The organism is Pantoea sp. X-Soil-TKNS-1280, from assembly GCF_059730475.1.
In genome coordinates this window covers 642458-662094 of record NZ_AP035962.1, presented here as the reverse complement: position 1 = coordinate 662094, position 19637 = coordinate 642458, and the positions used below count along the sequence as shown (strand labels likewise).

General features: G+C 56.2%; 20 protein-coding genes. 13 read left to right on the top strand and 7 right to left on the bottom strand.

Annotated elements, in window-relative coordinates; translation table 11 throughout:
• Nucleotides 1-12 precede the first annotated feature (12 nt).
• The 3 genes from AC6I8X_RS02990 (at nucleotide 13) to AC6I8X_RS02980 (ending at nucleotide 3904) form a co-directional block, all read left to right on the top strand.
• On the top strand, nucleotides 13-471 hold the full coding sequence (locus AC6I8X_RS02990; RefSeq protein WP_084872332.1) for a DNA polymerase III subunit chi: 459 nt from the start codon (nucleotides 13-15) through the stop codon (nucleotides 469-471).
• A gap of 5 nt (nucleotides 472-476) precedes the next feature.
• Entirely contained in the window at nucleotides 477-3332 is a 2856-nt protein-coding gene (locus tag AC6I8X_RS02985) for a valine--tRNA ligase (RefSeq protein ID WP_497840535.1), read from the top strand.
• 68 nt (nucleotides 3333-3400) lie between these two features.
• Complete coding sequence (locus AC6I8X_RS02980) at nucleotides 3401-3904, top strand: GNAT family N-acetyltransferase (RefSeq protein ID WP_299457711.1); 504 nt, start codon at nucleotides 3401-3403, stop codon at nucleotides 3902-3904.
• Between the two features lie 127 nt (nucleotides 3905-4031).
• On the opposite strand, the gene miaE is transcribed toward AC6I8X_RS02980, so the two are convergent.
• On the bottom strand, nucleotides 4032-4793 hold the full coding sequence (miaE, locus tag AC6I8X_RS02975; protein ID WP_497840534.1) for a tRNA isopentenyl-2-thiomethyl-A-37 hydroxylase MiaE: 762 nt from the start codon (nucleotides 4791-4793) through the stop codon (nucleotides 4032-4034).
• 58 nt (nucleotides 4794-4851) lie between these two features.
• Nucleotides 4852-5274, bottom strand: coding sequence for a ribonuclease E inhibitor RraB (rraB, locus tag AC6I8X_RS02970; protein WP_084872321.1), 423 nt, complete (start codon nucleotides 5272-5274; stop codon nucleotides 4852-4854).
• Nucleotides 5275-5438: 164 nt separating this feature from the next.
• On the opposite strand from rraB, the gene argF reads away from it, so the two are divergent.
• The 4 genes from argF (at nucleotide 5439) to ridA (ending at nucleotide 8570) form a co-directional block, all read left to right on the top strand.
• Nucleotides 5439-6446, top strand: a complete 1008-nt coding sequence (argF, locus tag AC6I8X_RS02965) for an ornithine carbamoyltransferase (protein ID WP_313683305.1) — start codon at nucleotides 5439-5441, stop codon at nucleotides 6444-6446.
• A 243-nt stretch (nucleotides 6447-6689) separates the two neighbouring features.
• Nucleotides 6690-7625 (top strand): aspartate carbamoyltransferase, encoded by a 936-nt coding sequence (pyrB, locus tag AC6I8X_RS02960; RefSeq protein ID WP_084872316.1) that lies wholly within the window; start codon nucleotides 6690-6692, stop codon nucleotides 7623-7625.
• Between the two features lie 13 nt (nucleotides 7626-7638).
• A complete protein-coding gene (gene pyrI / locus AC6I8X_RS02955; RefSeq protein WP_013507722.1) occupies nucleotides 7639-8103 on the top strand; it encodes an aspartate carbamoyltransferase regulatory subunit in 465 nt (154 codons plus the stop codon).
• A gap of 80 nt (nucleotides 8104-8183) precedes the next feature.
• Nucleotides 8184-8570, top strand: a complete 387-nt coding sequence (gene ridA, locus AC6I8X_RS02950; protein ID WP_313683306.1) for a 2-iminobutanoate/2-iminopropanoate deaminase — start codon at nucleotides 8184-8186, stop codon at nucleotides 8568-8570.
• 42 nt (nucleotides 8571-8612) lie between these two features.
• Here the strand turns inward: ridA and AC6I8X_RS02945 are convergent, their stop codons facing one another.
• Nucleotides 8613-10997: a beta-N-acetylhexosaminidase gene (locus tag AC6I8X_RS02945; RefSeq protein WP_497840533.1), complete on the bottom strand. Its 2385-nt coding sequence runs from the start codon at nucleotides 10995-10997 to the stop codon at nucleotides 8613-8615.
• A 268-nt stretch (nucleotides 10998-11265) separates the two neighbouring features.
• Here AC6I8X_RS02945 and nrdD point away from each other — a divergent pair, with 268 nt between their 5' ends.
• Both nrdD and nrdG read left to right on the top strand, forming a co-directional pair.
• Nucleotides 11266-13404, top strand: a complete 2139-nt coding sequence (nrdD, locus tag AC6I8X_RS02940) for an anaerobic ribonucleoside-triphosphate reductase (RefSeq protein ID WP_313683308.1) — start codon at nucleotides 11266-11268, stop codon at nucleotides 13402-13404.
• Nucleotides 13401-13967 carry an anaerobic ribonucleoside-triphosphate reductase-activating protein gene (nrdG, locus tag AC6I8X_RS02935; protein ID WP_310617597.1) on the top strand — a complete coding sequence of 189 codons (567 nt, stop codon included), beginning with the start codon at nucleotides 13401-13403 and terminating at the stop codon, nucleotides 13965-13967. Before nrdD ends, nrdG begins: the two co-directional genes overlap by 4 nt.
• Here nrdG and AC6I8X_RS02930 read toward each other — a convergent pair.
• On the bottom strand, nucleotides 13860-14897 hold the full coding sequence (locus AC6I8X_RS02930) for a permease (protein WP_497840532.1): 1038 nt from the start codon (nucleotides 14895-14897) through the stop codon (nucleotides 13860-13862). The two genes, nrdG and AC6I8X_RS02930, sit on opposite strands and share 108 nt — an antisense overlap.
• 183 nt (nucleotides 14898-15080) lie before the next feature.
• On the opposite strand from AC6I8X_RS02930, the gene AC6I8X_RS02925 reads away from it, so the two are divergent.
• The gene (locus AC6I8X_RS02925; RefSeq protein ID WP_313683311.1) at nucleotides 15081-15605 is read left to right on the top strand and encodes a type 1 glutamine amidotransferase domain-containing protein; all 525 of its coding nucleotides are present in this window, start codon (nucleotides 15081-15083) and stop codon (nucleotides 15603-15605) included.
• 89 nt (nucleotides 15606-15694) lie between these two features.
• Here the strand turns inward: AC6I8X_RS02925 and AC6I8X_RS02920 are convergent, their stop codons facing one another.
• Nucleotides 15695-16126 (bottom strand): YhbP family protein, encoded by a 432-nt coding sequence (locus AC6I8X_RS02920; protein ID WP_084872295.1) that lies wholly within the window; start codon nucleotides 16124-16126, stop codon nucleotides 15695-15697.
• Nucleotides 16127-16227: 101 nt separating this feature from the next.
• Here AC6I8X_RS02920 and AC6I8X_RS02915 point away from each other — a divergent pair, with 101 nt between their 5' ends.
• Nucleotides 16228-16515, top strand: a complete 288-nt coding sequence (locus AC6I8X_RS02915; RefSeq protein WP_084872293.1) for a GIY-YIG nuclease family protein — start codon at nucleotides 16228-16230, stop codon at nucleotides 16513-16515.
• Here AC6I8X_RS02915 and AC6I8X_RS02910 read toward each other — a convergent pair.
• Nucleotides 16499-17005, bottom strand: coding sequence for a GNAT family N-acetyltransferase (locus AC6I8X_RS02910; protein WP_299457739.1), 507 nt, complete (start codon nucleotides 17003-17005; stop codon nucleotides 16499-16501). The two genes, AC6I8X_RS02915 and AC6I8X_RS02910, sit on opposite strands and share 17 nt — an antisense overlap.
• On the bottom strand, nucleotides 16999-17523 hold the full coding sequence (gene ubiT / locus AC6I8X_RS02905) for a ubiquinone anaerobic biosynthesis accessory factor UbiT (RefSeq protein WP_313683312.1): 525 nt from the start codon (nucleotides 17521-17523) through the stop codon (nucleotides 16999-17001). Before ubiT ends, AC6I8X_RS02910 begins: the two co-directional genes overlap by 7 nt.
• 205 nt (nucleotides 17524-17728) lie before the next feature.
• Between ubiT and ubiU the strand changes: the two genes are divergently transcribed.
• Nucleotides 17729-18724 carry a ubiquinone anaerobic biosynthesis protein UbiU gene (gene ubiU, locus AC6I8X_RS02900; protein WP_208713862.1) on the top strand — a complete coding sequence of 332 codons (996 nt, stop codon included), beginning with the start codon at nucleotides 17729-17731 and terminating at the stop codon, nucleotides 18722-18724.
• A 9-nt stretch (nucleotides 18725-18733) separates the two neighbouring features.
• Nucleotides 18734-19618, top strand: coding sequence for a U32 family peptidase (locus AC6I8X_RS02895; protein WP_313683313.1), 885 nt, complete (start codon nucleotides 18734-18736; stop codon nucleotides 19616-19618).
• Nucleotides 19619-19637: the final 19 nt, after the last annotated feature.

Genomic DNA, 19637 nt, shown 5'->3' with positions numbered 1-19637 from the left:
ATGTAGCCCGCCATGAAAAACGCCACCTTTTATGTGATGGAGTCCGATACTGCCAGCGACGGCCTGAGCGCCATCGAAGCGCTGGTGTGCGATCTGGCTGAAGCACGCTGGCGTGACGGCAAACGCATCCTGATTGCCTGCAATGATGAACAACAGGCGAATCGTCTGGATGAAGCATTATGGCAGCGCCCGGCCAACGCCTTTGTGCCGCATAACCTTGCCGGTGAAGGGCCGCGTTATGGCGCACCGGTTGAACTGGCGTGGCCGCAACGTCGTGGCAGCTCGCCACGCGATTTGCTGATCAGCCTGCTGCCGCAGTTTGCAGATTTTGCTACTGCTTTCCATGAAGTGATAGACTTCGTACCTTACGAAGAATCCCAGAAACAACTGGCGCGTGACCGCTACAAAGCGTATCGCAGCGTTGGTTTCCAATTGAATACGGCGACGCCACCACAGCCGCAAACGACATAGCAGAAATGGAAAAGACATATAACCCGCAAGATATCGAGCAGCCGCTTTACGAGCACTGGGAACAGCAGGGCTACTTTAAACCCAATGGCGATACCAGCCAGGAAAGCTTTTGCATCATGATCCCGCCGCCGAACGTCACCGGCAGCTTGCATATGGGTCACGCCTTCCAGCAGACCATCATGGACACCATGATTCGCTACCAGCGTATGCAGGGTAAAAACACCCTGTGGCAGGCCGGTACTGACCACGCGGGTATCGCTACCCAGATGGTGGTTGAGCGCAAAATCGCGGCTGAAGAGGGCAAAACACGTCAGGATTACGGACGCGAAGCCTTTATCGACAAAATCTGGCAGTGGAAAGCGGAATCTGGCGGCAATATCTCCCGTCAGATGCGTCGCCTCGGCAACTCAGTTGACTGGGAGCGCGAGCGCTTCACCATGGATGAAGGGCTTTCCAATGCCGTGAAAGAAGTGTTTGTACGTCTGTACAAAGAGAACCTGATTTACCGTGGCAAGCGCCTGGTAAACTGGGATCCGAAACTGCGTACCGCCATTTCTGACCTTGAAGTAGAGAACCGTGAAACCAAAGGTTCCATGTGGCATATCCGCTATCCGCTGGCCGATGGTGCCAAAACGGCGGAAGGTAAAGATTATCTGGTGGTCGCCACCACCCGCCCGGAAACCTTGCTGGGCGACACCGGTGTGGCGGTGAACCCGGAAGATCCACGCTACAAAGATCTCATCGGCAAAGAGCTGATCCTGCCGCTGGTCAACCGTCGCATTCCGATCGTCGGTGATGATCACGCCGATATGGAAAAAGGCACCGGTTGCGTGAAGATCACCCCGGCGCACGACTTTAATGACTACGAAGTGGGTCGTCGTCACGCGCTGCCGATGATCAACATCCTGACTTTCGATGGCGACATCCGTGTCACCGCCGAAGTGCTGGACACCAACGGTGAAGAAACCGATGTGTACAGCAACGAAATCCCGGCGCAGTTCCAGAACATGGAACGCTTTGCCGCGCGCAAAGCCATGGTGGCTGCGGTTGACGCACTCGGCCTGCTGGATGAGATCAAACCGCACGATCTGACTGTGCCTTACGGTGACCGTGGTGGCGTGGTGATTGAGCCGATGCTGACCGATCAGTGGTACGTGCGCACTGCCCCGCTGGCGAAAGTCGCGGTGGAAGCGGTGGAAAACGGCGACATTCAGTTTGTGCCGAAGCAGTACGAAAACATGTATTTCTCCTGGATGCGTGACATTCAGGACTGGTGTATTTCCCGTCAGCTGTGGTGGGGTCACCGCATCCCGGCATGGTACGACAACCACGGCAACGTGTACGTGGGTCGTACTGAAGAGGAAGTTCGTCAGGAAAATAATCTGGCTGCCGACGTCGCGCTGCGCCAGGACGAAGACGTGCTGGATACCTGGTTCTCTTCCGGCCTGTGGACCTTCTCTACCCTCGGCTGGCCGGAGAACACCGAAGCGCTGCGTACCTTCCACCCGACCAGCGTGCTGGTGAGTGGCTTCGACATCATCTTCTTCTGGATTGCCCGCATGATCATGCTGACCATGCACTTCATGAAAGATGAAGACGGCAAGCCGCAGGTGCCGTTCAAGACCGTGTATATCACCGGCCTGATCCGCGACGAAGAGGGACAGAAGATGTCCAAGTCGAAAGGTAACGTCATCGATCCACTGGATATGGTTGACGGCATTTCGCTGGAAGATCTGCTGGAAAAACGTACCGGCAACATGATGCAGCCGCAGCTGGCGGATAAAATCCGTAAACGCACCGAGAAACAGTTCCCGGACGGGATCGTGCCATCAGGCACCGACGCCCTGCGCTTTACCCTGGCGGCACTGGCGTCAACCGGCCGTGACATCAACTGGGATATGAAGCGCCTGGAAGGCTACCGCAACTTCTGTAACAAGCTGTGGAACGCCAGCCGCTTTGTGCTGATGAACACCGAAGAGCAGGATTGTGGTCAGAACGGCGGCGAAATGAAGCTGTCGCTGGCGGATCACTGGATCCTGACCGAGTTCAACAGCACGGTGAAAGCCTATCGTGAAGCGCTGGACAGCTATCGTTTCGATATCGCGGCGAACCTGCTGTACGACTTCACCTGGAACCAGTTCTGTGACTGGTATCTGGAGCTGACCAAGCCAGTGATGAACAGCGGCAGCGAAGCGGAACTGCGCGGCACGCGTAACACGCTGGTCACCGTGCTGGAAGCGTTGCTGCGCCTGGCGCACCCGATTATTCCGTTTATCACCGAAACCATCTGGCAGCGTGTCAAAGTACTGAAAAATATCAGCGACGATACCATCATGCTGCAGCCGTTCCCGCAGTACGATGCGGCGAAAGAAGATGCCGTAGCCAAAGCGGATATCGAGTGGATGAAGCAGGCGATTGTCGCGGTACGTAATATCCGTGCCGAAATGAACATCGCACTGAGCAAGCCGCTGGATGTGCTGCTGCGTGATTGCTCCCCTGCGGCGCTGCGTCGCGTGGAGGAGAACCGCAACTTCCTGTCGCGTCTGGCGCGCCTGGAAAGCCTGACCATTCTGCCTGCGGGCGAGAAAGGTCCGGTATCGGTGACCAAGATCGTTGAAGGCGCGGAGCTGCTGATCCCGATGGCGGATCTGGTCAACAAAGACGCGGAGCTGGATCGTCTGGCGAAAGAGCTGACCAAGCTTGATGTTGAGATCGAGAAGATCCAGACCAAGCTGGCGAACGAAGGCTTTGTCGCCCGTGCACCGGAAGCGGTGGTGGCGAAAGAGCGCGAGCGCGCAGCGGAACTGGAACAATCGAAAGCAAAACTGATTGAACAGCAGGGCGTGATTGCGGCATTGTAAGCGTTTCAGGCCAACTGCTTAACCGAAGCCGGGCACTGCCCGGCTTTTTTATATCGGATGAGATGATAATGACCACCGTCACCCCACTGGATCTTCAGGTGCGCCCGATCACTGCTGCCGATAATCCGCTGATTGCGCAGGTAATTCGCGCGGTGTCTGCCGAGTTCGGTCTGACCGCGGACAAAGGCTATACCGTGTCCGATCCCAACCTGGATCGTCTGTTTGAATTGTATAGCGAGGCGAACAGCGCCTACTGGATTGTTGAGCATCAGGGCAAGGTGCTGGGTGGGGGCGGCGTGGCACCACTGGCATGCAGTGCGCCGGATATTTGTGAATTGCAGAAGATGTACTTTATGCCGGAAGTGCGCGGTTTCGGCCTGGCGCGGGATCTGGCACTGCGCGCGATGGATTACGCACGCCAGCAGGGGTTTCGTCGCTGTTATCTGGAAACCACCGGCAGCCTGACGCGTGCCATTAAGTTATATGAATCGCTCGGTTTTACGCTGATTGAAGAAGCGCTGGGCTGTACCGGGCATGTGGATTGCGAAGTACGGATGCTGCGTACCCTTTAACACCACGATTGACCGCGCAATAAATTGCGCCGCTACAAATCATACGGCAGGAAAGAGTGCCAGACACGTGGCACAACACCGTAGCGGCGCGATTTATCGCGCGGGTTTTGGTACACGCGCCGCGACGTCAGAAGGTCGGTACACCGCTATGAAAACGCAGCTCCGTATCCGGTGAGCTGATTAACCGCCCTTCTGCCTCACCAATGGCGCGCACGCGTGGTGCAATATCCTTCGGCGATATCTGCGCCGCCAGCGCCAGATAATCCTGGTAATGACGCGCCTCTGAACGCAGCAGTGAGATGTAGAATTTCTCCAGTTGCTCATCCAGATACGGTGCCAGGCTGGCAAAACGTTCGCAGGAACGCGCTTCGATGTAAGCACCACAAATCAGCTTATCCACCAGCGTATCCGGTTCATGCGTGGTGACCTCGCGCAGCAATCCCTTCGCGTAGCGGCTGGCGGTGATTTTGCGATACGGCAGATCGCGCGCCTGCATGATTTCCCATACCTGATAAAAATGATGCAGCTCTTCTTTGATCAGCAACACCATCTTTTCCACCAGATCATCTGCCCACGGCAGTTCATTGCGCACGATGATGCTTTTGGTCAGATTCTTATGGGCGTTGATAAAGTTGCTGTCGTGATTTTCACCAAAGATGAAATCTTCATAAGGCTGTAGCCACGCCAGAATGGCGTCACCACTGGGCTTATCCGCGACATATTTGCGAATCAGCCAAACGGCGGTTTGTGCCGCTTTTAACTCGCACACCATATGATCGGTGAGCAGCAACGTCAGATTTTCTGGTTTGCGTGCTTCATCAATCCACGCCTGCGGCGTGCGGCAATGCAAAAACTGATGGATAGGTTCTAACAGCGGGGCGTAATTCATCGGTTGTCTTTGTCTTGCGGGGAATGGGGTTCGGGCGGCCTGGGCCGCCCGTTAATCCTTAGTGACGCACACCGTTGTCGTCTTCATCGTCGATAAAGTCGCCGTCGTCATCCTCGTCTTCAGCATCCGGGTCTTCAAAATAGGTGCCCCAGCCGTCGTAATCGACGTTGTATTTACCCGCCAGGTTCACCAGTTGCTCAACCTGCGCATCGATCAGCTCGGGTTTCAGCGCCGCTTCGCTCAGAATATCGACACACATCACCGTGCTGCCATCTTCCAGCTCCAGTTCCTCCGGCTCGGTGACTTCGTAGCCGAGTTTGAAGGCATCAACCGCCGCTTTTTCCAGCGAGTCAAAATTGTTGCAGGAGAGATGATGCTCGATGGTGTAGAGCGCATCCGGATCGCTGCCATCTTCCAGTAATTCATCAATGATCAACCGCGTCTCTTCGCGTTGTTCTTCCAGCAATGCTTCGTATGCCATGGTGATGTCCTCAAAATGTTCGGCAATGAATGCAATTATTTTCCCACACTGCCTCGCGCGCCACTACTCAAAACACAAAGTTTCTTAACGCTGGGGTTGAAAATGCATATTCATCCGGTTAGATTGAATTTTAATTCATTTATGATGATCACACGGAGAGCTGTATGAGTCAGCTGAATCAACGTCATTTCCTGAGATTGCTGGATTTCACCCCAGCAGAAATTGATTACCTGTTAAGCCTTGCCGGTGAATTAAAACACGCAAAGAAAAACGCCAGCGAAACGCAGTACCTGAAAGGTAAAAACATCGCGCTCATCTTCGAAAAAGACTCGACCCGTACCCGTTGCTCTTTCGAAGTTGCCGCTTACGACCAGGGTGCTAACGTCACTTACCTCGGCCCGAGCGGCAGCCAGATCGGCCATAAAGAGTCGATGAAAGATACCGCGCGTGTGCTGGGCCGCATGTATGACGGCATCCAGTATCGTGGCTACGGCCAGGCGCTGGTGGAAACCCTTGCCGAATACGCTGGCGTGCCGGTATGGAACGGGCTGACCACCGAATTCCACCCAACACAGCTGCTGGCCGATCTCCTCACCATGCAGGAACATCTGCCGCAGAAATCCCTGAGCGAAATGACGCTGGTGTACGTCGGTGACGCACGCAACAATATGGGCAACAGCATGCTGGAAGCGGCAGCGCTGGTCGGGCTGGATCTGCGTCTGGTCGCACCAAAAGGCTGCTGGCCAGAAGAACAGCTGGTGGAGCAATGTCGTGTGGCGGCACAGAAAACCGGTGGCAAAATTACCCTGACGGAAGATATCGCCGACGGCGTACAGGGTGCCGATTTCATCTACACTGACGTATGGGTATCGATGGGTGAAGACAAATCAGTATGGGCCGATCGTATCGCCCTGCTGCGCCCGTATCAGGTCAACAGCGCGATGCTGGCGCTGACCGGCAATCCGCAGGTCAAATTCCTGCACTGCCTGCCCGCCTTCCACGACGATCAAACCACCCTCGGACACCAGATGGCCGAGCAGTACGGTCTGCATGACGGCATGGAAGTCAGCAATGACGTGTTTGAGTCGGAGCACAGCATCGTCTTTGATCAGGCAGAGAACCGTATGCACACCATCAAAGCGGTGATGGTCGCCACGCTGGGGCAGCCGTAGCAGCCGTCAGGGCAAACGTTTACCTCACCGCGATTTTTGCTTGATGCAAATCAGTGAATGCGTATAATGCGCCACAATTTGCCGGGAGGAAGCATGCAACAGCGCAGCGCACAATTTGACGCTCCATTACGCCAGAAAGCTGGCGGCGCACCTGTTTCTTTCCGTCATCAATCGATCGCAAAAAAAGCCCCTTAAGCAGGGGCTTTTTTTTGTCCGTCATCCGGCAGCGCAGAGGAGAGAGCTATGGCCAACCCGCTATATCGTAAGCACATTATTTCTATCAACGATCTCAGCCGCGACGAGCTTGAGCTGGTACTGCATACCGCTGCGCAATTGAAAGCGCACCCACAGCCAGAACTGCTGAAGCACAACGTGATTGCCAGCTGCTTCTTTGAAGCCTCGACCCGCACCCGCCTGTCGTTCGAAACCGCCATCCATCGCCTCGGTGCCTCGGTGGTGGGTTTTGCTGATGGCAGCAACACCTCGCTCGGTAAAAAGGGCGAAACCCTCGCCGATACCATCTCGGTGATTGGCACCTATGTTGATGCCATCGTGATGCGCCATCCACAGGAAGGGGCCGCTCGCCTTGCGACCGAGTTTTCCGGCGGCGTGCCGATTCTTAATGCCGGTGACGGTGCCAACCAGCATCCGACCCAAACCCTGCTCGACCTGTTCACCATCCGCGAAACCCAGAGTCGCCTGGATAACCTGAATGTGGCGATGGTCGGTGACCTGAAATATGGCCGTACCGTGCATTCCCTGACTCAGGCACTGGCGAAATTCGACGGCAACCGCTTCTTCTTTATCGCCCCTGATGCGCTGGCGATGCCGTCTTACATCACCGATATGCTGGATGAGCGGAACATCAGCTGGTCACGTCATGACAGTATCGAAGAAGTGCTGCCGCAGCTGGATATCCTGTACATGACGCGCGTGCAGAAAGAGCGTCTTGACCCGTCGGAATACGCCAACGTTAAGGCCCAGTTCATCCTGCGCGCCAGCGATCTGGTAGGGGCACGCGACAATATGAAGGTGCTGCATCCACTGCCCCGCATTGATGAGATCACCACCGATGTCGATAGCACACCACACGCCTGGTATTTCCAGCAGGCGGGTAACGGCATCTTCGCCCGCCAGGCGCTGCTGGCGCTGGTCCTGAATCGCGACCTGGCCCTGTAAGGAGGAAAACAGCATGACACACGATAACAAATTGCAGGTTGAAGCCATCAAACGCGGCACGGTGATTGACCATATCCCGGCGCAGGTTGGCTTTAAGTTACTGTCGCTGTTTCGCCTGACGGAAACCGATCAACGCATCACCATCGGTTTGAATCTGCCTTCCGGCGAAATGGGGCGTAAGGATCTGATCAAGATCGAAAACACCTTCCTGACTGACGATCAGATCAACCAGCTGGCAGTGTATGCGCCGCATGCCACCGTCAACCGCATCGACGAGTATGAAGTGGTGGCGAAGATCGCCCCGACTTTACCGGATCGTATCGAGCGCGTGCTCACCTGCCCGAACGGCAACTGCATCAGCCGCAGTGAACCGGTGTTCTCCAGTTTTGCGGTGAAAAAGCGCGACAATGAAGTGCATCTGAAGTGCAAATATTGCGAGAAAGAGTTCGCGCACCACGTGGTGCTCGGTCACTGGTAATCGTCGGCTGCGTCCCTATAATGGGTCGATATTTTCACGCTGCTGGCGACTGCCGGTAGCGCACTTCTTAAGGAGAAACAATGTCTCGCGAAATCAGTACCGAAAAAGCACCGGCAGCGATTGGACCTTACGTACAGGGCGTGGATCTCGGCAGCATGATCATCACTTCTGGTCAGATCCCAGTGAATCCGCAAACCGGTGCCGTGGCAGAAGATGTGTCAGCACAGGCACGTCAGTCGCTGGAGAACGTGAAGGCGATTGTTGAAGCCGCTGGCCTGAAAGTGGGCGATATCGTAAAAACCACGGTGTTCGTGAAAGATCTGAACGATTTCGCCACCGTTAACGCCACCTATGAAGCCTTTTTCACCGAGCACAACGCCAGCTTCCCGGCACGCTCCTGCGTAGAAGTCGCTCGTCTGCCGAAAGACGTGAAGATTGAGATCGAAGCGATCGCGATTCGTCGTTGATCCGCCATAACGGCGCGATAAATCGCGCCGTTATGTCCGTCTTTATTTCAAAGAATGCAGCAGTTTCTCCAGTGGTCGCACCATAGCCAATACCGTTTCATCCTGCACCTGCGCAGCCGCATCCAGTTTTGCCTGCATCTGCGCCACTTCGCCTGCGCCATACGCCTGATTACGCTGCAACGTCGCCACTAAATCCAGCCCCATACGACTCAGCTCAGCCACCTGCTGCACCTGCGGTTGCAACGCGTGTAACTGATAGTTATGCAGCGTCAGCGGCATTACCCGGTCGCAATTGCTCAACCAGCGTTGTAGCTGCTGGCGAATGGCGTTGGCGGCCTGATGGTTTTCACGATTGGCAATCAACGCATCGACCTGTTGATCCAGCAAACGTATCGCTTCACTCTCCGCAGGTAGCACGTCGGCCAGCCGGTTCAGTGGTTCGAAATAGTTGTAGTGTCCCGCCTGGAATTTCAGATGCTGGCGCGTGTAATATTGCGCCGGTTCCAGCACTTCGCTCAGCACTCGCAGCGGGGTGATATCGGTACTGTTGGCCAGACGCATCATCTGCACTTCCGCCTGCCGGTATTGTTGTAACCCCACCGACACGGTGCTCCAGCGATCGATAGCACGCAGACGCTGGTACATATTGTCGCTGTCGTTCACATCAGCGGCAGACCACAGCCGCTCGGCCACGACAAAAGTACGTGGCCACAGTTTGGTATCAATAATCTGGCTGTTGACGTTTTCTGCCCATAACGCCGCTTCGCCGCCCAGCAGATTTTCGCTGAGCTGCTGGGTTGTCGGCAGCGACGGAGCGATGCCCGCCGGTACCTGCGCCAGGCGGCTACCTTCCGTGGGATAACGCACGTTACCCACCAGCATATAACCGGTCAGGTTGTTTTCCGTCAGCGTCACCACCGGCTGCACTTCTCCCATCCAGCTATCAACGCGGAACGTCACCTGCCCAGGGGACAGCCAGTCAACCTGGCTGACCAGACGCCGTGCTTTGCCGTTGAAGTCGATAAACCCACGCCAGCCCTCTTTGCCGTCAATCAGGGTGAAGCTGCCCTGCACCGCACTGCCCTTCAGACGCGGCAGGGTGAATTGCCAGCTCTGCGCCTGTTCACCCGGTTGCAGCTGATCCTGCCCATTTAACCCCTGGGGGAAAGGTTCGTTGCGGTAGTGATAAGCCGCAGGCTGCGGCTGGTCAAGATAGAAGCCGGTAGAGAGGATACCGCGGTAGCCATTTTTCACCACCTCGCCCAGCGCATCCTGCCCCTGCCATGACTGGATCAGAATGCTATGCGGCAGGGAGGGATGATAGATTTCGTCCCAGCCCACCATCTGCCGTTGGTGGGCTTCGAGGATTTTTTCCACCCGCTGATTAAACCATGCCTGCAAAGCATGGGCGTCTTTCAAGCCATGATCGCGCATAAACTGCTGAATCTTTGGGGAATCATTCCACTGCGTGGGATCAACTTCATCGCCGCCAATATGCAGGTAAGGATCCGGGAAGATCGCCGCTACTTCCCCCACCAGCGTATTAATAAAGTTGAAGACTTCTTCATTACTCGGATCGAGCAGCGGCTTAAACACCCCCCAGCCGCGCTCCATCGTATAGGGTCCCGGTGCGCTCATCAGCTCTGGCATCGCCACCGCAATGGCCGACGCATGGCCTGGCAGATCGATTTCCGGCACCACGCGGATGCCGCGTTGCGTGGCATATTGCACCACATCGCGCATATCCTGCTGCGTGTAGTAGCGACCATCGCTGGCTTTCTCCTGCAACTGGGGATAATGGCTGGAGGCAAAGCGCCAACCCTGATCGTCGGTCAGATGCCAGTGGAAAACATTCATGCGTGCCGCCGCGATGCCATCAATCTGACGTTTGAGGGTCTCCACCGGCATAAAGTGACGGGCAGAATCGATCAGCAATCCGCGCCACGCAAAGCGCGGTTGATCGTCAATGGTGACATAAGGGATCACCGTGCCACTTTCGCTGTTTTCAATCAGTTGCAACAACGTCTCCATGCCGCGCATCGCCCCAAAGCGAGTCCTGGCCTCCAGCAGCACGCCGTCACTGTTGACCACCAGATGATAGCTTTCATCGCTGTCCGGCTGGGGGATCGGATCAACCGCATCCGCAATCTGGATGCGGATGGTGGCCTTTTCGTCTGACGCAGCGGACGGTAACAACGGCCAGCCCGTTTGCCGTGCGATGCGTGCCAGCCAGCGTGCCTCCGCCCCCTCCAGATGATCGCCTGAGATTTGCAGCGTGAGCTGTGGTGTCAGCTGATACGCTCCGCCGCTGTGCGGCAGTTCAACCTGTTGCGGCCAGGGCATGAGCGGCAGGTCACCCGCCGGTGTCGCGAAAGCAGAAAAACTCATTGCTAAACAACAGGCAAGCAGCGTTCGGGGCAGAGGCATGAAGGGCATCCTTGTGGAAAATTGACGGACCAAAACCGGCAAAAAGCCCATTAAACCTGCTTCGCGACGCAAATCAAGCCAGGCAAACCAGAAGTATGGGCGTGTTAAAACTTTTTCAGTTTAGTCAGATGGCAGATTGCACGCCTTTCATGCTTTGCAGGAACTTCTTTGCGCCTGGTCAATAACGGCCTAATTAATTTCCGCGCAAACACCATATGTAGATATTACACTTCAATAAAACCACAACATATAGTTTCATGGAGGCTAAATGGCAACGGTAGTGATTAAGCGTGATGGCTGCAAAGTGCCTTTTGATGAACAGCGCATTGCCAGTGCGGTGCAGGCTGCAGCATGCGCTGCCCAGGTGAACGATAACGCCTGGTGCACTCAAGTGGCGACTGAGGTAAGCCAGCAGCTGGCTAGCCGCGACGAAGTGGATATTCGCGACATTCAGTGCGCGGTAGAAGAGACGCTGATGAGCGGCCCCTGGCCCCAACTGGCACGCGCCTATATTGAATATCGTCACGATCGCGATCTGGCACGCGAGCAGCGCGGGAAACTGCATCACGCGATTCGTGGCCTGGTGGAACAAACCAACGCCGCCCTGCTGAATGAAAACGCCAACAAAGACAGCAAAGTGATCCCTACCCAGCGCGATTTGCTGGCTGGCATCGTGGCTAAACACTACGCACAGCAACAAATCCTGCCGCGTGATGTGGTGCTGGCGCACGAGCGCGGCGAGATCCACTACCACGATCTCGATTATTCGCCCTTCTTCCCGATGTTTAACTGCATGCTGATCGATCTGCGCGGCATGCTGACCAACGGCTTCAAAATGGGCAATGCAGAGATCGAACCGCCAAAATCGATCGCCACCGCCACCGCCGTCACCGCCCAGATCATTGCCCAGGTCGCCAGCCATATTTACGGTGGCACCACTATCAACCGCATTGACGAAGTACTGGCCCCCTTTGTCACCCTGAGCCTGGAAAAACATCGGGCCGTCGCACTTGAATGGCAGATTGATGATGTCGAGGCTTATGCCCGCGCGCGTACAGAAAAAGAGTGCTACGACGCCTTTCAGTCGCTGGAATATGAGGTCAACACGCTGCATACCGCTAACGGGCAAACGCCGTTTGTGACCTTTGGTTTTGGCCTCGGCACCGACTGGGCCGCGCGCCTGATACAGCAATCGATTCTGCGTAATCGCATAGCCGGACTGGGCAAAAACCATAAAACCGCGGTATTCCCAAAACTGGTGTTTGCCATTCGCGAAGGCATCAACCGTCGCGCAGGCGATATGAACTACGACATCAAACAACTGGCGCTGGAGTGCGCCAGTAAGCGCATGTACCCGGATATCCTGAATTATGATCAAGTGGTGAAAGTCACTGGATCGTTTAAAACCCCGATGGGTTGCCGCAGCTTCCTTGGCGTGTACAAGGAAAATGGTCAGCTGATTCATGAAGGACGCAATAATCTTGGCGTCATCAGCCTCAATCTACCGCGCATTGCGCTGGAAGCGCAGGGCGATGAAACACGTTTCTGGTCGCTGCTGGATGAGCGTCTGGCGCTGGCAAAACGCGCGCTGATGACACGTATCGCCCGGCTGGAAAAAACCAAAGCGCGCGTCGCGCCAATTCTGTATATGGAAGGAGCCTGTGGCGTGCGTCTTAACGCGGATGACGATATCGGGCCGATTTTCCGCAATGGCCGCGCGTCCATCTCCCTCGGCTATATCGGCCTGCATGAAACCCTCAATGCCCTGAGCGGCAACGAGGTCCATCCCTATGATGCCGATTATCTGCGCGCCAAAGGGGTGGCGATTGTCGAGCATCTGCGCCAGGCCGTCGATGCGTGGAAAGCTGAAACCGGCTACGGCTTTAGCCTGTACAGTACGCCGAGCGAGAATCTGTGCGACCGCTTCTGCCGCCTCGATGCCGCCGAATTTGGCGTGGTACCTGGTGTCACCGACAAAGGGTATTACACCAACAGCTTCCATCTTGATGTCGAGAAGAAGGTTAATCCGTACGACAAAATTGATTTTGAGGCACCCTACCCGCCCCTCGCCAGTGGCGGTTTTATCTGTTACGGCGAATATCCCAATATCCAGCACAATCTCAAAGCGCTGGAAGATGTCTGGGATTACAGCTACGACCGCGTGCCCTATTACGGCACCAATACGCCGATTGATGAATGCTACGAATGTGGTTTTAGCGGTGAATTCAGCTGTACCAGCAAAGGCTTTACCTGCCCCAGCTGTGGTAACCACGATCCGGCACGCGTTTCGGTGACGCGGCGCGTGTGTGGCTATCTCGGCAGCCCGGATGCGCGTCCGTTTAACGCCGGTAAGCAGGAAGAGGTGCAGCGTCGGGTTAAACACCTGGATACGGGACAACTGGGATGATGCATATCCATCGCTATTATGACGTCGATATCGTTAACGGACCCGGTACGCGCTGCACGCTGTTTGTCGCCGGTTGCGAGCACCAGTGCCGTGGCTGCTACAACCAGAGCACCTGGCGACTCGATTCTGGTGTGCCGTTTACGCTGGCGATGGAAGAAAAATTGATCGCCGATTTGCAGGATCGTCGCATTCCGCGTCAGGGATTGTCGCTGAGCGGCGGCGATCCGCTGCATCCGCATAACGTGCCGCATATACGTCGCCTGGTGAAACGCGTACGGCGCGAATGTCCAGATAAAGATATCTGGTTGTGGACCGGCTATCAGCTGGCGGAACTGAGCGATGCCCAGCGCGAGGTGATCGCGGAAATTGACGTGCTAATCGACGGGCGTTTTATCGAAGAAGAGAAAGATGCGCGGCTGCTGTGGCGCGGCAGCCGCAATCAGAAAATCTGGTATTTACGCCAGCCCCAGGGCGAGCACCCCGACCAACATCCCACTGAAGGCCACACCCAACAGGGCTATCCACAAGGCGCGGGCCGGAAAAGCCCGGTGCAGCATCAGTAACGAAGGTACGCTAACAGCGGGTAATGTCAGCAACAGCGCCAGGGCTGGCGCGATGCCCATTCCCGCCAGCATCATGGTTTGCACGATCGGGATCTCGGCTGCCGTCGGGATCACAAACAGGCATCCCGCCAGCGCCATCACCACCACCCAAAACAACGTATTGCCCACGGCACCATCGGCGTGCGGGAACAACCAGACACGCGCCGCCCCCAGCAGCAGCACCGCCACGATATACAACGGGATGGTGTTCCAGAACAGTCGCCACAGCACACGCAACCAGCGTTGCAGGAAAGGCTCTTCCGGCCCGGTGTCCTGAATGGCAACCGGGGAGGCGATGCGCTCTGGCACGCTGCGCTGCACCAGCCAGGCAATGCCCAGCACCATGATGACCCCAGCCACCAGCCGGATGGCGGCAAACTGCCAGCCAAGCACAAACCCCATAAAAATCAGCGTAGCCGGATTGAGCACCGGATTCGCCAGCCAGAAGGCCATCGCCGCCCCGCTGGATACCTGTGACTGGCGCAGCCCGGCGGCAACCGGTGCTGCACAGCAGCTACACATCATCCCAGGCAGCCCGAGGCCAGTGCCCACCAGCGCTGAGCCGAAGCTGTTTTGCCCCATCAGCCGTAGCAGCCAGTTGCGCGGGATCAGTACCTGGACCAGCGACCCCAGCAACACGCCCAGCACCGCCGCTTTCCACACCGCCAGAAAATACACCATCGCGTAATCCAGCGCGGCACGCCAGGGTGAGGCATCAGCGCTCGCGAGAATCGATTTGCCAATGGAATGCGTTTCCGCCGCCGTAAAGGCTTTGCCGTAGTAAGGCTGCCATTTGACGTACCAGAGGCCAATGATCACCACCAGCAAAAACAACAGCGGTTTCCACCAGGCAAAACGCGTTGCCGGAGCAGCAGATGTAAGTTGAGTCATTACAGAGTCCCGTATTCAGCCTGAATAACGAAAATCACACCGAACGGTGCGACGGATTAACCTGAGTGTTTATCAGGTGAAGGAATTTTTCCATGCTTAAACGCTCTAAATTTGACCTGCTTGCGTTTTGCAGGTGGGCAACCACACTTGATCTGAGACACAGGTACGACAAGGAGGAGAAAGATGAGCAAGAAGATTGCGGTATTGATTACCGATGAATTTGAAGACTCAGAATTTACCTCACCGGCGGAGGCTTACACCAAGGCGGGCCATGAAGTGGTCACTATTGAGATGAAAGCCGGTAAAACTGTCAAAGGCAAAAAAGGCAAAGCCGAGGTAAAAATCGATAAGGATATTGATCATGCGGACGCGGCAGAGTTCGATGCGTTGCTGCTGCCGGGCGGACATTCACCCGATACGTTGCGCGGTGACGATCGTTTCGTCAACTTCACCAAAGCATTTGTTGCCAGCGGGAAACCGGTGTTTGCCATCTGCCACGGGCCGCAGTTATTAATCAGTGCCAATGGCGTGCGCGGGCGGAAAATGACCTGCGTGAAAGCCATCGCCATTGATCTGCGCAACGCCGGTGCCGACTTCTACGACAAAGAAGTGGTGGTGGATGATGACAAACTGGTCACCAGCCGCACCCCGGATGATCTGCCCGCCTTTAACCGCGAATCCCTGCGGATTCTCAACACTACGGCCTGATAGTTTAAGCCTGCACAACCCGTAGCGGCGCGATTTATCGCGCGTTTTTCTCCGCCAGCATGCACGGCATTGCGCAATAAATCGCGCCGCTACGAATCACCGCGCTGCCAGACAATTTTTTTGCCGAAACCCAGCGCGTTATCGGTCATCTTCACTTCTTCCAGCACAATCTCCCACAGCGGTGCCGTGACGGCGCGTGAGATCGGGAAGCGGCGCTGATAGGCGTGACGCGCCTGTTGTTCAGCTTCATCGCTTAAACGCTGAATATGACCGCGATACTGTACACCTTTGATCAGCAGCACCGTTTTCGGCTGGCCGTTGACGGTGCCCGCCACGCGGGGATTAGCCTGCATCAGCTGACCATGTCGGGTGTCCGGCTCGGTCATCAGCCAGAAAACCATGCGGGATTCATCGAAGACATAAAAACAGTTGGCGCACCATAGATCGTCGCCGTCTGTCGCGCACAGCGACAGCGCATGCTGTTTTTTCAGGTAGCGAATCAGATGGGAATGGTCGGACACAATCGAACTCCCTTGCAGGCCGGAGGCCTGTGCTGACGGATAGCGGCAACGCCTGATGCGCGCTACACTGCCTGTCAGCGATTTTTCCGAGGTTAATCATCATGGAGCAGGGCTGGCAGCTTTATATGCTGCAAACCGCCGCAGGCCAACTCTACACCGGCATCACCACAGACGTGAACCGGCGTTTACAGCAGCATCAGCAGGGACGTGGAGCGCGATCATTGCGCGGAAAAGGTCCACTGACGCTGGTGTTTCATTGTGATGCGGGCGATCGGTCTGCCGCATCACGGCTTGAGTATCAGGTGAAGCAGTTAAGCCGGGCACAGAAGCTGCAACTGGTGGCACAACAGCCGCCCAGCCTGAACAACTGGTTTACGCAAAACGATTGAAAGGTGCAGCGAACTCGATCTGCCCTTCCGCGCCAGCAAATGCGTCGTCAGCCAGTTTATACACCTGAAACGCGGCTTCTGAGCCAGGCCAGCGGCAATGTAGCCCGTGACGCGCTGCCGGTTCAAAGCCGAAGTCATGGTAGTAAGCCGGATCGCCCAGCACCACCACTGCGCTGTAACCAAATTCGTTCAGCGCATCCAGCCCTTCGTACACCAGTTGTTTACCGATGCCCTGTTTGCGTACCGTCTCATCCACCGCCAGCGGTGCCAGAGCGACCCAGTTACGGTCTTCGCCCTGCAACGTCACCGGGCTGAACGCGGCATACCCCAAAACCTGACCTTCATCATCGGTCGCAACCACGCCAAGGGTCAGCAAACCATCTTCACGCAACTGCTGCACCAGTTCCGCTTCGGCGGCGCTGGCAAAACAGCGCTTTAACAGACTGTCGATGCTGGCCGCATCGACGCCAATTTCAGTACGAATCAACATGAGATCCCCGCGCGCGACTCAGTGGCCTTCGCGTCCTGTTTCAGTCCAGCCTCAACAAAAGCAGCCAGCTGCTGCAATCCCGTTCGCAATGGCGTGGGCATGGCATCCAGTTCAATGGCATCCATCAGGTTCTTCACCTCCAGCCCCAGCTCCGTGTCACCTTCAATCACCAGACGGCGTTGAAAGAACAACATATCGGGGTCCGCTTTGCGTGCTGCCACCAGCAACAGATCGTTGGCTTCGCCGCGAAACCAGACATCAGCTTCGGTGTCGCGCGAAACAGTCAGACGCCCGGCCTGTAACGTGGTCATCCAGCGCAAATTGATGTCGCTGATTTCGATTCCCAGGGAGCGCCCTTCCAGAAAGTCTAACTCACCTTCAGCCAAAGCATGGCGAAATTGCCAGTTTAGGAGTTGTTGCAAAACGGCTTTTTTCAGCGCGAAAGGGGTTAATGACACCGGTAAGGCTAAGAATTCAGGCCCTTTTTCAACAATCAAACCGCGTAAGCGAGTAAACACCAGCTGCACTCCCTTCAGAAAATTTTACCTATTCTGCCACATCCGTTTGGCTTCGCCTCCACTGAGATCAAGGAATTCGCACTCTGGTTGTGTGAAAAATCTTCAATCTGCATCACCATTGGCCGTTTCACTGCCTTAAATCAACATTCTGTGACGAGTGCTTACCTACACTCAACGCCGTCCAGAACCCGGGGGAGGAAAATGTATGGAACTGCTGTGCCCGGCGGGGAATTTACCCGCGCTGAAATCGGCGGTGGAGCATGGCGCCGACGCCGTCTACGTCGGCCTGAAAGACGATACCAATGCCCGCCACTTTGCTGGTCTTAATTTTACCGACAAAAAACTGGCCGAAGCGGCGCGCTTTGTGCACCAGCATCGGCGCAAGCTGCACGTCGCGATTAACACCTTTGCCCATCCTGACGGCATGAATCGCTGGCAACAGGCGATTGATATCGCCGCGCAAAATGGCGCAGACGCGCTGATTCTCGCCGATATCGCCACGCTGGAATATGCGGCAAAGCACTATCCGCAGGTCGAACGCCACCTTTCAGTACAGGCGTCGGCCACCAATCTGGAAGCGATCCGCTTTTATCACCGCCATTTTCAGCTGCATCGCGTGGTGCTGCCGCGCGTATTGTCGCTGCACCAGGTGAAGCAGCTGGCACGAGAAACACCGGTGCCGCTGGAAGTGTTTGCTTTCGGTAGCCTGTGCATCATGGCCGAAGGCCGCTGCTACCTCTCCTCATGGCTGACCGGGGAATCACCGAACAGCGCCGGCGCCTGTTCCCCCGCCAAATTCGTGCGCTGGCAACAGACGCCGCAGGGCATGGAATCACGCCTGAATGAGGTGCTGATTGACCGCTATGGACCGGATGAAAGTGCCGGTTATCCCACCCTGTGTAAAGGACGCTACGAGGTCGATAACCAGCGTTATCACGTGCTGGAAGAACCCACCAGCCTCAACACCCTGTCGCTGCTGCCGGAACTGCTGCGTGCCGGGGTGGCATCGGTGAAGATTGAGGGTCGCCAGCGCAGCCCGGCCTATGTGGCCCAGGTGGCGAAAGTGTGGCGTCAGGCGATTGACCGTTGTATGGCAGCGCCAGAGCAGTATGCCGTTCAGGAACCCTGGATGCAGGCGCTGGGCGAACTTTCTGAAGGTAGCCAGACCACGCTCGGCGCTTACCATCGCGACTGGCAGTAAGGAGTCAGCATGAAATACGCAATCGGCCCGGTACTGTGGTACTGGCCCAGTGACAAACTGGAAAACTTTTATCAGCGCGCCGCGCAATCCAGCGCGGAAATCGTCTATCTGGGTGAGGCAGTGTGCAGCAAACGCCGCGCCACGCCTTTCGCCCAATGGATGGAAATGGGCCGCGCACTGGCACAGCACGGCAAACAGGTGGTTATCAGCACGCTGGCGCTGCTGCAATCGCCATCGGAATTGAAAGAACTGCGCCGCTATGTGGAAAACGGCGAGTTTCTGATTGAAGCTAACGACATCGGTACGGTGAATATGGCGGCCGAACGCCAGTTGCCGTTTGTCGCTGGCCCGACGCTTAACGTCTACAACGCGCAAACCTTGCAGCTGTTGCTGAAAGAAGGCATGACGCGCTGGTGCATGCCGGTTGAGATGTCTCGCGACTGGCTGATTCAGCTGTTGCAGCAGTGCGATGCCGCAGGCATGCGCGATCGCTTTGAGGTAGAAGTGCTGGGCTACGGCTATCTGCCGCTGGCCTTGTCCGCGCGCTGCTTCACCGCACGCTCGGAAAATCGCGCCAAAGACGATTGTCAGACCTGCTGCATCGACTATCCCAACGGACGACGCGTGTTGTCCCAGGAAGGCCAGCAGGTGTTTGTGCTGAATGGTATCCAGACTATGAGTGGCTACTGCTACAACCTTGGCAATGATCTGGTCGGCATGCATAACTGGGTCGATATCGTACGTTTATCACCGCAGGACGACAGTACGCTGGAGGATGTGGATCGCTTCCGCGCCAACGAAGCAGGTGAAGCGCCGCTGATGGTGGCCCGCGGCAGCGACAGTAACGGTTACTGGCGACGCCTGGCAGGAATGGCGCTGGATAGCGGCCGCTGAAAGGCACGTTCCGGCTATA